Raw genomic sequence first — 12,899 nt, 5'->3', positions numbered from 1 at the left:
TTGCCGGGGTGCAGGGGAGCCGCCCAGCGGCCTGCGAGGCCGACGGTGGAGCCCGTCAGGCTCCCGCCTGCGCGGGCTCGTCCTCGGTGACGGTGATCGCCCGGCCCGGGCAGAGCTCGGCGGCGAGCCTTACGTCGTCGAACTGCTCGGGCAGCAACACGGTCTGACGGAGCCTCACCAGACTGTCGTGGTCGTCCTGGTCGAAGACCGCGGGCGCGTTCATCACACACATTCCGGAGCTGCAGCAACGGTCCCGGTCGACGCTCACCTGCATGTCGGGCACCTTTCGCCAGGGCGCCGCCGACTGCCCGGCGGCCGCCTCTCGTTGTCACGGTCAACCTAGCCGCCGCTGGTCCGTCCACGGAGGGTGCGGTGGCCGGATCGTCGAGAATGGCTGATTCGGCGCCACGGCGTGAACGCCCTTGCGGTGCAATGCGTTTCAAGTGACGGTACTTCGCCGGACGGGGCCGGCGGGCCGGGCCGCGCAGGCAGCCTCACAGGCCTTCGGTGGCGGCCAACTCCCTTACGGTGGCCACGGTGTCGGCTTCGGCGGCGCTCTTGTCCGGCCGGTAGCGCACCACCCGGGCGAACCGCAGGGCCAGCCCGGCGGGGTAGCGGGGGCTGCGCTGGAGGCCGTCGAAGGCGATCTCGACGACCAGTTCCGGTCGTACTCGTACCGTCCGGGCGTCCCGGTCGGTCTCCCGGGCGAGCAACTCGGCGGTCTGCCGGGCGAGCGTCTCGTCCGTCAGCCCCTTGAAGGTCTTGCCGAGCATCACCCATGGCCCGAGGCCCGGCTCACCCGCCGCTCGGGCCCCCAGGTGCAGATTGCTCAGGAACCCCTGGCGCCGCCCGCTGCCCCACTCGGCGGCCAGCACCACCAGGTCCAGGGTGTGCCGGGGCTTCACCTTGATCCAGCCCGCCCCGCGCCGCCCGGCCGCGTACCCGGCCGCCGGGTCCTTCACCAGCACGCCCTCGTGGCCCAGTGCCAGCGCCTCGCGGAGGAACGCCGACGCCTGCGCGCCGTCCCCGGTCTCGGTACGGGCCACCCGCAGCCCGGCTGGCACCGTCCTGTCCAGCGCCGCCCAGCGCTCCCGGCCCGGCCGGTCCACCAGGTCCTCGCCGTCCAGGTGCAGCAGGTCGAAGAAGTAGACGCTGAGCGGCACTTCGGCCCGCAGCCGGTCCGTCTCCCGCCGGGAGGCGGTGCGCGCGGCGGTGACCTGGAACGGACGCGGCCGCCCCCGCGGATCGAGCACGATCGCCTCACCGTCCAGCACCGCCGACCGCAACGGCAGCGCCAGGGCCGCCTCCACCACCTCGGGGACACGGGCGGTGATGTCGTCCAGGCTGCGGGTGAACACCGCGACCTCTCCGCCGTCCCGGTGCACCTGCACCCGGATCCCGTCCAGCTTCCACTCCACCGCGGCCGCTCCGATGCGCTCCAGTGCGGAAGCCACGTCCGGCGCCGAGGCCGCCAGCATCGGCCGCACCGCCCGCCCCACCTCCAGCCGGAACCCCGCCAGCGCCGCCGCCCCACCGCCCAACGCCGCGGCCGCCACCGCCCGCGCCGACCCCCGGAACATCAACGCCCGACGCACCGCCGCCACCGGCGCCCCGGCGGCCTGCGCCACCGCCTCCCCGACCAGCGCGTCCAGCGCCCCCTGCCGCAGATCCCCGATCAGCACCGCCCGCAGGAACCCCTGCTCCACCTCCGTCGCCCGCCCGAACAGGCCCGCCAACAGCCGTCGGCGCTCCGCCTGCGCCCCCGCCCCGTGCACCCCGGCGATCCGTTCCAGCTCCCGCTCCACCTCCCGCACCCCCAGCGAGGGCGCGGCGGCCGGTGCCGGCAGGTCCCGCAGGGCCGCCCAGCCGACCCCGGTCCGCAACCGCTGCGCCTCGCCGGACAGCAGCACCACCGCCGCCGCCCCCTCTTCGGCCCCCAGCTCCCGCAGGCACCCGGCCAGCAGCCCGACCTTCGCCCGCCGCCCCGGCTCCGCCGCCACCTCCCGGGACACCACCGCCAACCGCCACAGGCCCATCCGCCGACACCTCCACCCCCAGCATCGACGCTCACCCCCGCCCGGCGCACCCCGGCTCCCACGGGTCGGAGCCAGGGGCCGGCCGCCGACGTTACTGCTTGACAGGGTGCGTAATACTGTAACGCGCGCGGCCCGAGAGGCCGTCGGAACGGGCACCGCCCGCGTTCCTCCCCAGCAGCTCGGAGCACCACATGCACCCCTTCCTCGACCATCCGGGTCCGCTGGCCTTCGCCCACCGCGGGGGCGAGCTCGGCCACCCGGAGAACTCGCTGGCCGCGTTCGAGGCCGCCGTGGCGCTCGGCTACCGGTACCTGGAGACGGACGTGCACGCCACCGCCGACGGCGTGCTGGTCGCCTTCCACGACTCCCGCCTGGACCGGGTCACCGACCGCACCGGCACGCTGGCCGAACTGCCCTGGGAGAGCGTCCGACGGGCCCGGATCGGGGGCACCGAGCCGGTGCCTCTACTGGAGGACCTGCTCGGGGCGTTCCCCGAGGCCCGCTTCAACGTGGACGTGAAGGCCGCGCTCGCCGTCGCCCCGCTGGTGGCGGCGATCCGCCGGACGAACGCCTGGGACCGGGTCTGCGTCGGCGGGTTCTCCGACAGCCGACTCGCCGCCGTGCGCGCCGCAGCCGGCCCCCGGCTGGCCACCTCGCTGGGCCCGCGCGAGGTGGCCCGGCTGCGGCTGCGCTCCCTGGCGGGCCCGCTGCTGTCCGGCCGCGGGGCGCCGTTCGGCGGGATCTGCGCCCAGGTGCCGGAGCGGCACCGGGGGATCCCGGTGGTCGACCGGGCCTTCGTCCGGGCCGCCCACCGCCTCGGCCTGCAGGTCCACGTGTGGACTGTGGACGATCCCACACGGATCAGGGCTCTCCTCGACCTGGGTGTGGATGGCATCATGGCGGATCGCATCGACGTCCTGCGGGACGTCCTCGGCGAGCGCGGCTGCTGGACGGACGGCAGCACCGGCTCCAGCACAGTGAAATAGGAGCCCATGAGCACCACGGACCACGTGCCGGACGACGTTTCGTCGCCCCCGGCGGCAGCCGACGACGGCCGCGCCCTGCGCCGGATGCAGTTCGGCTGGTACATCAGCGACTGGGCCAACGCCGCCTTCACGACCACCGTCCTGACGGTGTTCCTCGGGCCGTACCTGACCGAGGTGGCCAGGAACGCGGCCGACGCCTCCGGCGACGTGCACCCGCTCGGCCTGTCGATCCGCGCCGGATCGTTCTTCCCGTACACCGTCTCCTTCTCCGTGCTGATCTCGGTCGCGGCGATGCTGCTGACCGGCACGGTGGCCGACCGCACCGGCCGGCACAAGGAGCTGATGTGCGGCTTCGCCTACGTCGGCGCGCTCGCCACCACGGGGATGTTCTTCCTCGACGGCGACGGCTACCTGCTCGGCGGCGCGCTGCTGGTGGTCGCCAACATCTCCTACGCGGTGTCGGTGGCGCTCTCGTACGCCTACCTCCCCGGCCTGGCCTCACCGGACGAGCGCGACAAGATCTCCTCCAAGGGCTGGGCCTACGGCTACGCCGGCGGCGGACTGCTGCTGATCGCCAACCTGGCCCTGTACGAGGGCCACGAGGCGCTCGGCCTGTCCTCCGGCACCGCCGTGCGGATCTGCCTCGCCTCGGCGGGCCTGTGGTGGGCGCTGTTCACCGTCGTCCCGATGCTGCGGCTGCCCTCCCGGGCCGGCGTCGCCCGCGACCGCGCCGCGACCGGCCCCGACCAGCCCGCCGCCGGCAGCCTGCGCGAACTCGGCCGCACGCTCAAGGGGATGCGCAAGCACCCGCTGACGCTGCTCTACCTGGCCGCCTTCCTCTGCTACAACGACGGCATCCAGACCGTGGTCTCTCAGGCCTCGCTGTACGGCAGCGAGGAACTCGGCATGGAGCAGGGCACGCTGGTCATCGCCGTGCTGATCGTCCAGGTCGTGGCGATCGGCGGGGCGCTGCTGCTCGGCCGGATCGCCCACAGCCACGGCGCCAAGAAGACCATCCTGGGCTCGCTGGTCGGCTGGGTGATCACCCTGGCCCTCGGCTACTTCATGCCCGCCCACCAGCCCGTCTGGTTCTACGCCCTGGCCTGCATGATCGGCCTGGTGCTCGGCGGCAGCCAGGCGCTCTCCCGTTCGCTGTTCTCGCACCTGATCCCGGCCGGCAAGGAGGCCGAGTACTTCAGCCTGTACAAGGTCAGCGACCGCGGCACCAGCTGGATGGGCCCGCTGGTCTTTGGCCTCGCCTACCAGATCACCGGCAGCTACCGTTCGGCGATCATCTCGCTGCTGATCTTCTTCGTGATCGGCTTCCTGGTGCTGGCGAAGGTGCCGGTCCGCCGCGCCATCGAGGCGGTCGGCAACCCGGTGCCCGAGCGCCTCTGACCCCGCCGCTCCCGGCTCCCGGCTCCCGGCCCGGGCACCGGGAGCCGGCCCGGGGTTCACCGGTCGGCGATCAGCCCGCCGATCTCCCGGAGGAAGTCCTCCAGGGTGCCGGCGACGAGCTCGAAGCCGCAGTTCACGGAGGCCGTGGCCGACCTCCAGACCCGCCCGGTGTGTCCGGTCGCGAACAGGTGGCCACCGCCGTCACTGCCGAAGACCAGGGGCAGCCGCTCGCCCTCGATGGCCGGGACGCCGTAGTCGCGCAGCTGCGCCGTGACCGTCTCCGGCGCATGGATGAAGTAGCCGTTGTCGACGTCCGGCAGGGACGCCCCGGCGAGCGCCCGGTGGAGCGTGGCCAGATCGGCGGGGAGCGGCAGCAGTTCGGCGAGCGCGTCCGCGGCCCGGAGGCTTCGCTCCGTGGCGGGGGCCAGCGCGTTCTCGCCGGGCGGGAATCCGTACCGCTCGGCGAAGGAGCGGGTGAACCCGGCGAGGGCCGCCTCGGTCTCCGCGCACCAGGCGCGGAGCCACTCCGGGTCGAGCCGGGGACCGGGCAGCGGTGTGGCATCGCCGAGGTTGACGGTGACGGAGCGGCGCCACCCGCCGGGGCCGGGTTCCGCCCCGTCCCGCTCCGCCGCCTTCCGCTCCCGGAGGGCCGCCAACTCCCGGGCGCCCATCGCGCGCAGCCGCGCCTCGCCCTCCTCGTCGGCCTTCTCGGAGCCCGGGTAGAGGATGATGAACCGGCCTCCGTTCTCGTCCTCCCAGGTGTGGCTCTGGTACTCCGTCATCGGCTCGTCCACCGCAGGGAACCTCCGCTCCGTGCCATTGGGGTGACCCACGGTAGGGGATGGGCCCCGACACGGGAAAGCGCTTCACCCTCCCGGGTGGGCCCGCGCCCGCCGGACTGGAGTACCGGCGGGTGGTTGTTGGCCACGACGGCGGTCGGCGGGCGCCCGGCGGTCCGTCATGCTGGGCGGGTCCGTCCGACCTTGCGAGGAGACCGAGTTGAGCAGCGCCGCCGCGAACCGTTGGAGCATCGGCGTGCCGGAGGCCGGGGACTACCCGCGCTGGCGCGAACTGTTCCGCGGGTACTGCGAGTTCTACCGGGTGCCGATGCCGGAGCAGAAGGCCGAGCTGGTGTGGTCCTGGCTGAACGACCCGGCGCACGAGCTGGAGGCGCTGCTGGCCCGGGACGCGGACGGGACGCCGGTAGGGTTCGCTCACTTCCGACCGTTCTCCCGGCCGCTGCACGGCGCGGTCGGCGGCTTCCTGGACGACCTGTTCGTGGCGCCCGAGGTGCGCGGCGGCGGGGCGGTGGACCAGTTGCTGGCCCGGCTGCGGGAGATCGCCGCCGAGCGCGGGTGGAACACGGTGCGCTGGATCACGTCGGACGACAACCACCGGGCGCGCAGCAAGTACGACCAGGTCGCGACCCGGACGATGTTCGTCACGTACGACATGGCCCCGGACGGCACCGCCCGCTGAGCCCGCAAGAGCCGCCCGGGTCAGCCTGGGTCCCTCCGGGCCCGGCCGGGACCCGACTCGGACGAGTGATCGGGTCACGTGACCCAGGATCTGTCCGGCGGACATTCGTTCGGACTTTCTGTTATCGGCGTTCCGCCGGGGGGTCTCCCAGGTGTCGGCACCCGACCAGCCGACCTGGACAGAAAGCAGTGGCGACGTGAACAGCGACGACAGGACGACCATCATCCCGGTGAACGGCGGCGGGAGCGGCGGCCACGGCCGCCCGGGTGGCCGGGCCGCGCGGCGGGCGGCCGAGCGGCATGCCGGCCGTGGCCGTCGGGGTCGCAGGCGCGGCGCGTTCCTGCCGGTGACCGCGGTGGTCGCCGCGGTGGCCGGGACGGGCCTGATCGCCGCACTGGCCGGGGCCGGGTACGCCGCGTACGGCGGCAAGCAGGCCGACCGCGACCTGGCCGGCCAGTCGACCGCGGCCGATTCGCTGATCGCCGCCGAACTCGGGACGCACGAGGGCATCCAGGTGCCGGGCGCCGGGGCAGCGGGCCCCGTGGGCGCCGGGGCCGGTTCGGGCAGCCCGACGGCGACGGACCCGGCGGCCACCCCGAGCGCGACCTCCACCGCGACCGCCACCGCCTCGCCGACGGCCCCGCCCACCGCCACGACGAGCGCGACGGCCCCGCCCACCGCCACCGCGAAGCCGAGCCCGACGGCCGCCCGCCCGACCGCCAACGGCGCGGCGGTCGCCGCCCAGCGGGCCGCCGCCGCACCGGCGGGCGGCGGACCGAACGCCTCGTACGCCCAGCAGGTCGTGGACCTGGTCAACGCCGAGCGCGCCAAGGCCGGGTGCGGCCCGGTCAGCGCCGATCCCCGGCTGGCCAGCGCGGCCCAGTCGCACAGCGACGACATGGCCGACCGCAACTACTTCGACCACGCCAGCCCGGAGGGCTATCACGCCGACCACCGGATCGAGGCGGTCGGCTACCGCTGGAGCACCTGGGGCGAGAACATCGCCCGGGGGCAGAAGGACCCGGCGGCGGTGATGGAGTCCTGGATGAACAGCCCGGGCCACCGCGCCAACATCCTGAACTGCGCGTTCAAGCAGCTCGGGGTGGGCGTGCGGACGGGTGCCGACGGCCCGTGGTGGACGCAGGTGTTCGCCGCCCCGGCCTGAGCCGCCCCGCCGCCGCGCCCCGCCCGTGTCCCGCCCGTGTCCCCCGTCCCCCCACCTCCGCCCCTCGTGTCGCCTCCGCCGGTGGCCGGTACTCCCGGCCACCGGGAAGTCCGATTTTCCGATTCCGCGCACATTGTTGTTATCTGATCACTCCCCACAGGTCTCCGAGGAGGCAGCGGCGGACGGAAACACGGCAAGACGGAGTGCGGACCATGAACGCTGATGTGCAGAACAGGACCGGGGCGACCCTGGTGCTCGCGGCGCAGGCAGGTGACCGGCAGGCCCAGGAGGCCTTGGTCGCCGCCTGGCTGCCGCTCGTCTACAACGTGGCCGGCCGCGCCCTGCGCGGCCACGCCGACGTGGACGACGTCGCCCAGGAGACCATGATCCGCGCCCTGGACGGCCTGGACGGGCTCCGCGACCCGGAGTCCTTCCGGTCCTGGCTGGTCGCCATCACCATGAACCAGGTCCGCCGCCGCCACGCCGCCGGGCAGCAGCCCATCGTCGGCGGCCTGGACGAGACCTGGGAGGTCCCCGACCCCCGGGCCGACTTCACCGACCTCACCATCCTGCGCCTCGGCCTGTCCGGCCAGCGGCGCGAGGTGGCCGAGGCGACCCGCTGGCTGGACCCGGACGACCGCGAACTGCTCGCCCTGTGGTGGCTGGAGGCCAGTGGCGAACTCACCCGCGCCGAACTCGCCGAAGCCCTGGGCCTGACCCCGCAGCACGCCGCCGTGCGCGTCCAGCGGATGAAGAAGCAGCTGGAGGCCGGCCGGGTCGTCGTCCGCGCCCTCGGCGCCTACCCGCGCTGCCCCGAACTCACCGAGGTCACCACCGGGTTCGACGGCACCCCGAACTCGGTCTGGCGCAAGCGGATCGCCCGGCACATCCGCGGCTGCGCCAACTGCGACGGCCTCGGCCGGGACCTCTTCCCCGCCGAAGGGCTGCTGGCCGGCCTCGCGATGGTGCCGATCCCGTCGGCCTCGCCCGCGCTGCTGCACCTCCAGCACACGGCGGCCACCGCCGCGCACTCGGCCGCCGCCGGCAGTGGTGCGGGCGCGGCGGGTGCCGGTTCCGGTGCGGGCACTGGTTCGGGCGCCGGTGCCGCCACCGGCGGTGGCGCGCACGGGAGTTGGGCCGGGATCGCCGCCCGCAAGGCCGTCCTGGCGGGCGGCGCGGCCGCCGCGGTGGCCGTCACCACACTGGCCCTGGTCTGGACGAACCCCAGCGAGCCGCCGACCACGGCGGCCCCCGAGCCCACTGCCCCGGCCGCCGCCCTGGATACCCCGGCGGCCCTCCTCGCGACCCCGTCCGCCACCCCCACGCCCACCCCGACGCCGACCCCCGCCGACACCCCGACCGCCACGCCGACGCCCTCGCCGACCGCGTCCCGCCCGACCCCCGCCGCGCCGCAGCCCAACCCGGAGCGGCAGCTGGTGGACCTGGTCAACGCCGAACGGGCCAAGGCGGGTTGCGCCCCGCTGCGGATCGACCCCCGACTGCACAACTCGGCCCAGAAGCATGCCGACGACATGGCCGCCCGGGGCTTCTTCGACCACGTCAACCCCGACGGCGTCCGCGCGGACGCCCGGATCACCGCGGCCGGCTACCGCTGGTCCCAGTGGGGCGAGAACCTCGACCGGGGACCGACCACGGCGGCGAGCGTCTTCGCCCGCTGGATGGACGGCGGCATCCACCAGTCCAACATGCTCGACTGCGGTTTCAAGGACATCGGCGTCGGCGTCGCCGCCGGCCCGGCCGGCACCCTGTGGACCCAGGACCTCGGCGCCCCGCTGTCCTGACCGTGACCGGCCGGGCCGCCGGGGCCGACCCCCGGCGGCCCGGCCGGTCACGGGAGCGTGCTTCCTGCTCACCCAGCACCCCGGCAACGGGATGGGCTGTGCCAACATCGACGCCTGGTTCACGCAGCAGGTCCGGGACGACATCTGGACCTGTGCCGGCTCGCCGATCCCGCCCGGCTACATCCATACCAACCACCAGCTACAACAGCGGCTACTGCGGCGGGTCGGGAGCCTGGCTCCTCGTGCGCGACTGACCCCGGACCGGCTCGGGGAGGGGACCGCACAGCGGCGCGCCCATCCCCTCCCCGAGCCCGAAAGACCACACGGCCCGGGGCCGGACAGGGCCTAGACCGGAGTGACCGGCACCAGGCCGTCAGCCGAGCCGGTCACGTACCCGGTGGCCTGGCCGACCACGCCGCCCGCGTCCCCGACCTGCCCGGGCGCCGAGTCCGGCGCGCCGACCGTCGGCCCGGGCATCCCCTCCTGGCCGCCGACCGCGCTGGCGTGGGCACTGGGAGCGGTCAGGGAGGCGACCACGCCGACGGCGAGCGAGGCGACGGCGAGCATGCTGCGCTTCTTCATGGCCGGTCCAACGACGCTGCGCCGCAAGGGTTACGGTCGCCACCGGCGCGTTTCAGCGGGCCGGCGCCCGGCGTCCCCCATCACCACCACCGGGCGCAGCGCCGGATCGAGCGCCAGCAGCAGTTCCCGTATCCGGTCGGTGGTCATGCCGACGCAGCCGTGGGTCGGCCCGCCGTGGTCGACGTGCAGGGCGGTCCCGCCGCCGTACCCGTTGCCGCGCGGGCGGCGGGAGCCGAGCGGGGTGGAGCCGGGGACGCGGTTGTAGTCGATGGCGACCACGTAGTCGAAGGAGCCGGCCAGCGGCTCTCCCTCGAACCCGGTGCCGGGCACCACGAAGGCGTCGGACCGGTTGTACCGCAGTCGACTGCCCGGGTCGGGCAGCCGACCGCCCGCGTCGATGAGGGTGAACACCCCGACGGGGAGCGCAGATCGCCCTGGCGATGGTCGGCGGTCCAGCCCTTCAGGGGGTGCCTCCCGACCGCGAACATTTTCGCAGGTGGTGTCCGGGGGCAGTGGAGGAGGGTGGACGGCCCGCGTGCCGGCCGGGGCTAGGCCGGGCGGCAGGCGGGCCGTGGGGACCACCATGGCCCGCCCCGCCGCGGAGGGCCAGGGGCGCACGGGGGCGCCCGGACGCGCGGTGCGGCGCGATCCGGCGGGCGAATGGCGGCAGAGCGTGCGAAAGCCGATCAGAGCCCGCGAAGCGCGTCAGACCGTCCCCGATCCCTCCGGCGCGTCGGGCCCGACCGGTCGTGCGCCGGCGGGCGGGGTGGTGGTCACCGGCGTCACCGTCCAGTCCGGGTGCCCGGGCATCGGCGGGGTGTGCCGCCCGTAGAGCCAGTCGTCCAGGAAGCCGCGCAGGTCCTGGCCCGACACCTCGGAGGCGGTGCGCACGTAGTCCCGGGTACTGGCGTTGCCGTACCGGTGCTCGCGCAGGACGGCGCGCTCGATCCGGTCGAAGGTCTCCGGGCCGACCTTCTCCCGCAGGGCGTAGAGCACCAGGGCGCCGCCGGTGTAGCGCTGGTCGTCGAAGAGGTTCGCGGCGGTGGGGGAGGCGACCGGGCCGGAGTCGTGCCGCCACTGGTCGGCGAGTCCGTAGAGCCGGCGCATCCGGGCGACCAGGGTGGTGTCGCCCCAGGCGTCGGGCCAGCCGCGCTCGTAGCGGTAGGCGAGGCCGTAGAAGTCGGCGTGGCCCTCGTTGAGCCACAGGTCGGCCCAGGTGGCGGGGGTGACGCTGTCGCCGAACCAGGAGTGCACCAGCTCGTGCATCATGTGCGAGCCGATCTTCGGCTCGGGCTGGCGCAGGAAGCCCGGCTTGTAGAGGGTGAGCGTCTGGGTCTCCAGCCCGGTGAAGGCGAAGGCCGCCGGGTCGTCGGTGTCGGCCGGCAGGATGCCGTAGGACTCGAACGGGAACAGGCCCAAGTGCTGCTCGGCCCAGTCGAGTTGGTCGGCGGTGAGGTCGAGGGCCGGGGCGAGGTCGGCGACCCGCGCGGTCGGGACGACGTCGCGCAGCCGCAGCCCGTGCGGCCCGGGGCGCTCGCGGACGGTGTAGTCGCCGACGGACACCTGGACGAGCTCGGTGGCCATCGGCTCGCGGGAGACGTACCGCCGGGTGGTGCGGCCGTCGCCGCGCGGTTCGGTCTCCGTCAGCTCCCCGTTGGCGACGCCGCGCAGCGCGTCGGGGGCGGTGACCGCGATGGTGAAGCGGGCCTTGTCGCCGGGGTGGTCGTTGCAGGGGAAGACGGTGTGCGCGCTGGCGGGCTGGCCGGCCACCGCGAAGCCGTCCGGGGTGGGGACCCAGCCGGTGTGCGGCAGCGCGGCGCGCGGGTCGGCGGAGTACTCGACGGCCAGCCGGGCGGTGGCGCCGCGGTGCAGCGGGTGCGCCGGGGTGACGGTCAGCTTCTCGTCGTGGACGGCGAACCGGGCCGGGCGCCCGTCGACCCGGACGGCGCGCACGTTCAGCCCGAGCGCGTCCAGCGACAGCGATGCGAGCGTCCGGTCGAGCCGAGTGGTGATCACCGCGCCGGCGTCCACGGTCCGGGTGTCGGCCCGGTACTCGAAGGACAGGTCGTAGGCCAGGGCGCGGTACCCGGTGTTGCCGAGCGAGGGGAAGACCGGATCGCCCAGCCCGTCCGTGGCGGTGGCCGGCGGGGCGGCGGCGGACAGCAGCGCCGCGCTGAGCACGAGCACCGGGACGAGAGCGCTACGGGGCCTGAGCAGGGTGATCACCACTTCGGGAGCCGGGACCGGGGCGGCGGAGCGCCGGGGTACGTGCGCGACGCACCGGGCAAGGACCCTAGTGGACCGTCAGCTCCGGCCGACGGGATTCGACCCGGTCGGGGACGGGGCGCGACACGAGGCCGTCCCCCGGACGGCCCACGGTGCTGGCGGCGCCCCCCGGCCGGGCCTAGTGTTCGTAGTGCTTCGTCCCCTGACGGACGAGGCCACGGCCGTCGGAGAACCTGGCCAGGTCCGGCGGCCGTACTCATGTGCCCGGACGGCTCCCGGACGCACCCCGTAGGCTGGCGCCCCGCACACCGCCCGCCCACCGGACGCCAGGAGCCGCCGAGTGACCAGCCCCGCCGCACCCCTCCTGGTGATCGGCGAGTGCGTCGCCGACATCGTCCGCACGGACGGCGCCCCCGATCTGGTCCACCCCGGCGGCAGCCCGGCCAACCTCGCGTACGGCCTGGCCCGGCTGGGCCACCCGGCGGTGCTGCTCACCGAGTTGGGGTCGGACGCCAACGGGCGGCTGATCCGTACGCACCTGGAGTCGGCGGGTGTGGTGGTCCGGGCTGCCGAGGTGGCGCGGACGCCCTCGGCGGTGGTGCGGCTGGACGGGCAGGGACGGGCCGAGTACACCTTCGACATCGGCTGGACGCTGCCGCCGACCGAACTGCCCGCCGCCCCCGCCGCGATCCACCTGGGCTCGATCGGCGCGGTCACCGAACCGGGCGCCGCCGCGGTGCTCGCCCTGGTGGAACGCTGGCGCGACCGGGCCGCGGTCAGCTACGACCCCAATGTGCGCCCCGCGCTGATGGGCGAGCGGGCGGAGGCCGTCCGCCGGGTCGAGCGCTGGGTGGCGCTGAGCGACCTGGTCAAGGCGAGCGACGAGGACCTCGACTGGCTCTACCCGGGCGAGCCCGCGGAGGCGGTCGCCGAGCGCTGGCTGGCCCTCGGCCCGGCCGTGGTCGCCGTCACCCTGGGCGCGGAGGGCGCGTTCGCGCTCACCGCCGAGGGGCGCCGGGAGCGGACGGCGGCCGTCCCGGTGGTGGTCGCGGACACCGTCGGCGCCGGCGATTCCTTCATGGCCGCCTTCCTGCACGCCCGAACCTCCGGCGCCGACCTCGCCGACTGCCTCACCCGGGCGGTGACCGCCGCCGCCCTCACCGTCTCCCGGCCGGGCGCCAACCCGCCCTCGGCCGCCGAACTGGCCGCGGCCCTGGCCTGAGAT

The 12,899-nt window shown here is 74.9% G+C and carries 11 protein-coding genes and 1 pseudogene; 6 read left to right on the top strand and 6 right to left on the bottom strand.

Annotated features, from left to right (window positions below; translation table 11 throughout):
* Nucleotides 1–55: 55 nt before the first annotated feature.
* Nucleotides 56–274, bottom strand: a complete 219-nt coding sequence (locus ACZ7BZ_RS25895) for a ferredoxin (RefSeq protein WP_465745490.1) — start codon at nucleotides 272–274, stop codon at nucleotides 56–58.
* 220 nt (nucleotides 275–494) lie between these two features.
* The gene (locus ACZ7BZ_RS25890; protein ID WP_470360375.1) at nucleotides 495–2,036 is read right to left on the bottom strand and encodes an ATP-dependent DNA ligase; all 1,542 of its coding nucleotides are present in this window, start codon (nucleotides 2,034–2,036) and stop codon (nucleotides 495–497) included.
* Between the two features lie 191 nt (nucleotides 2,037–2,227).
* Between ACZ7BZ_RS25890 and ACZ7BZ_RS25885 the strand changes: the two genes are divergently transcribed.
* Both ACZ7BZ_RS25885 and ACZ7BZ_RS25880 read left to right on the top strand, forming a co-directional pair.
* Entirely contained in the window at nucleotides 2,228–3,022 is a 795-nt protein-coding gene (locus ACZ7BZ_RS25885; RefSeq protein ID WP_470360374.1) for a glycerophosphodiester phosphodiesterase, read from the top strand.
* 6 nt (nucleotides 3,023–3,028) lie between these two features.
* Nucleotides 3,029–4,420, top strand: a complete 1,392-nt coding sequence (locus tag ACZ7BZ_RS25880; protein WP_470360373.1) for an MFS transporter — start codon at nucleotides 3,029–3,031, stop codon at nucleotides 4,418–4,420.
* A 56-nt stretch (nucleotides 4,421–4,476) separates the two neighbouring features.
* On the opposite strand, the gene ACZ7BZ_RS25875 is transcribed toward ACZ7BZ_RS25880, so the two are convergent.
* Nucleotides 4,477–5,202: a hypothetical protein gene (locus tag ACZ7BZ_RS25875; protein WP_470360372.1), complete on the bottom strand. Its 726-nt coding sequence runs from the start codon at nucleotides 5,200–5,202 to the stop codon at nucleotides 4,477–4,479.
* Nucleotides 5,203–5,419: 217 nt separating this feature from the next.
* On the opposite strand from ACZ7BZ_RS25875, the gene ACZ7BZ_RS25870 reads away from it, so the two are divergent.
* The 3 genes from ACZ7BZ_RS25870 (at nucleotide 5,420) to ACZ7BZ_RS25860 (ending at nucleotide 8,866) form a co-directional block, all read left to right on the top strand.
* Nucleotides 5,420–5,899 (top strand): GNAT family N-acetyltransferase, encoded by a 480-nt coding sequence (locus ACZ7BZ_RS25870; RefSeq protein WP_470360371.1) that lies wholly within the window; start codon nucleotides 5,420–5,422, stop codon nucleotides 5,897–5,899.
* 196 nt (nucleotides 5,900–6,095) lie between these two features.
* Nucleotides 6,096–7,064: a CAP domain-containing protein gene (locus tag ACZ7BZ_RS25865; RefSeq protein WP_470360370.1), complete on the top strand. Its 969-nt coding sequence runs from the start codon at nucleotides 6,096–6,098 to the stop codon at nucleotides 7,062–7,064.
* A gap of 212 nt (nucleotides 7,065–7,276) precedes the next feature.
* Complete coding sequence (locus tag ACZ7BZ_RS25860) at nucleotides 7,277–8,866, top strand: sigma-70 family RNA polymerase sigma factor (RefSeq protein WP_470360369.1); 1,590 nt, start codon at nucleotides 7,277–7,279, stop codon at nucleotides 8,864–8,866.
* A 345-nt stretch (nucleotides 8,867–9,211) separates the two neighbouring features.
* Here the strand turns inward: ACZ7BZ_RS25860 and ACZ7BZ_RS25855 are convergent, their stop codons facing one another.
* The 3 genes and pseudogenes from ACZ7BZ_RS25855 to ACZ7BZ_RS25845 form a co-directional block, all read right to left on the bottom strand.
* The gene (locus tag ACZ7BZ_RS25855) at nucleotides 9,212–9,448 is read right to left on the bottom strand and encodes a hypothetical protein (protein ID WP_470360368.1); all 237 of its coding nucleotides are present in this window, start codon (nucleotides 9,446–9,448) and stop codon (nucleotides 9,212–9,214) included.
* 30 nt (nucleotides 9,449–9,478) lie between these two features.
* Nucleotides 9,479–9,912, bottom strand: a pseudogene (locus ACZ7BZ_RS25850) (L,D-transpeptidase family protein); the annotation flags it as partial.
* Between the two features lie 241 nt (nucleotides 9,913–10,153).
* Nucleotides 10,154–11,677, bottom strand: coding sequence for a M1 family metallopeptidase (locus tag ACZ7BZ_RS25845; protein ID WP_470360367.1), 1,524 nt, complete (start codon nucleotides 11,675–11,677; stop codon nucleotides 10,154–10,156).
* 337 nt (nucleotides 11,678–12,014) lie between these two features.
* Here ACZ7BZ_RS25845 and ACZ7BZ_RS25840 point away from each other — a divergent pair, with 337 nt between their 5' ends.
* On the top strand, nucleotides 12,015–12,896 hold the full coding sequence (locus ACZ7BZ_RS25840) for a carbohydrate kinase family protein (RefSeq protein ID WP_470360366.1): 882 nt from the start codon (nucleotides 12,015–12,017) through the stop codon (nucleotides 12,894–12,896).
* Nucleotides 12,897–12,899 lie beyond the last annotated feature (3 nt).

It is taken from the genome of Kitasatospora sp. NPDC036934 (assembly GCF_055608425.1).
The sequence above is the reverse complement of the archived record's forward strand: the minus strand, read 5'-3'. Positions and strand labels throughout refer to the sequence as shown.

What these genes read in the sequence shown, in the direction of transcription:
- ACZ7BZ_RS25895 (WP_465745490.1), bottom strand. Translation starts at nt 274, where the DNA reads ATGCAGGTGAGCGTCGACCGGGACCGTTGCTGCAGCTCCGGAATGTGT.
- ACZ7BZ_RS25890 (WP_470360375.1), bottom strand. Translation starts at nt 2,036, where the DNA reads ATGGGCCTGTGGCGGTTGGCGGTGGTGTCCCGGGAGGTGGCGGCGGAG.
- ACZ7BZ_RS25885 (WP_470360374.1), top strand. Translation starts at nt 2,228, where the DNA reads ATGCACCCCTTCCTCGACCATCCGGGTCCGCTGGCCTTCGCCCACCGC.
- ACZ7BZ_RS25880 (WP_470360373.1), top strand. Translation starts at nt 3,029, where the DNA reads ATGAGCACCACGGACCACGTGCCGGACGACGTTTCGTCGCCCCCGGCG.
- ACZ7BZ_RS25875 (WP_470360372.1), bottom strand. Translation starts at nt 5,202, where the DNA reads ATGACGGAGTACCAGAGCCACACCTGGGAGGACGAGAACGGAGGCCGG.
- ACZ7BZ_RS25860 (WP_470360369.1), top strand. Translation starts at nt 7,277, where the DNA reads ATGAACGCTGATGTGCAGAACAGGACCGGGGCGACCCTGGTGCTCGCG.
- ACZ7BZ_RS25855 (WP_470360368.1), bottom strand. Translation starts at nt 9,448, where the DNA reads ATGAAGAAGCGCAGCATGCTCGCCGTCGCCTCGCTCGCCGTCGGCGTG.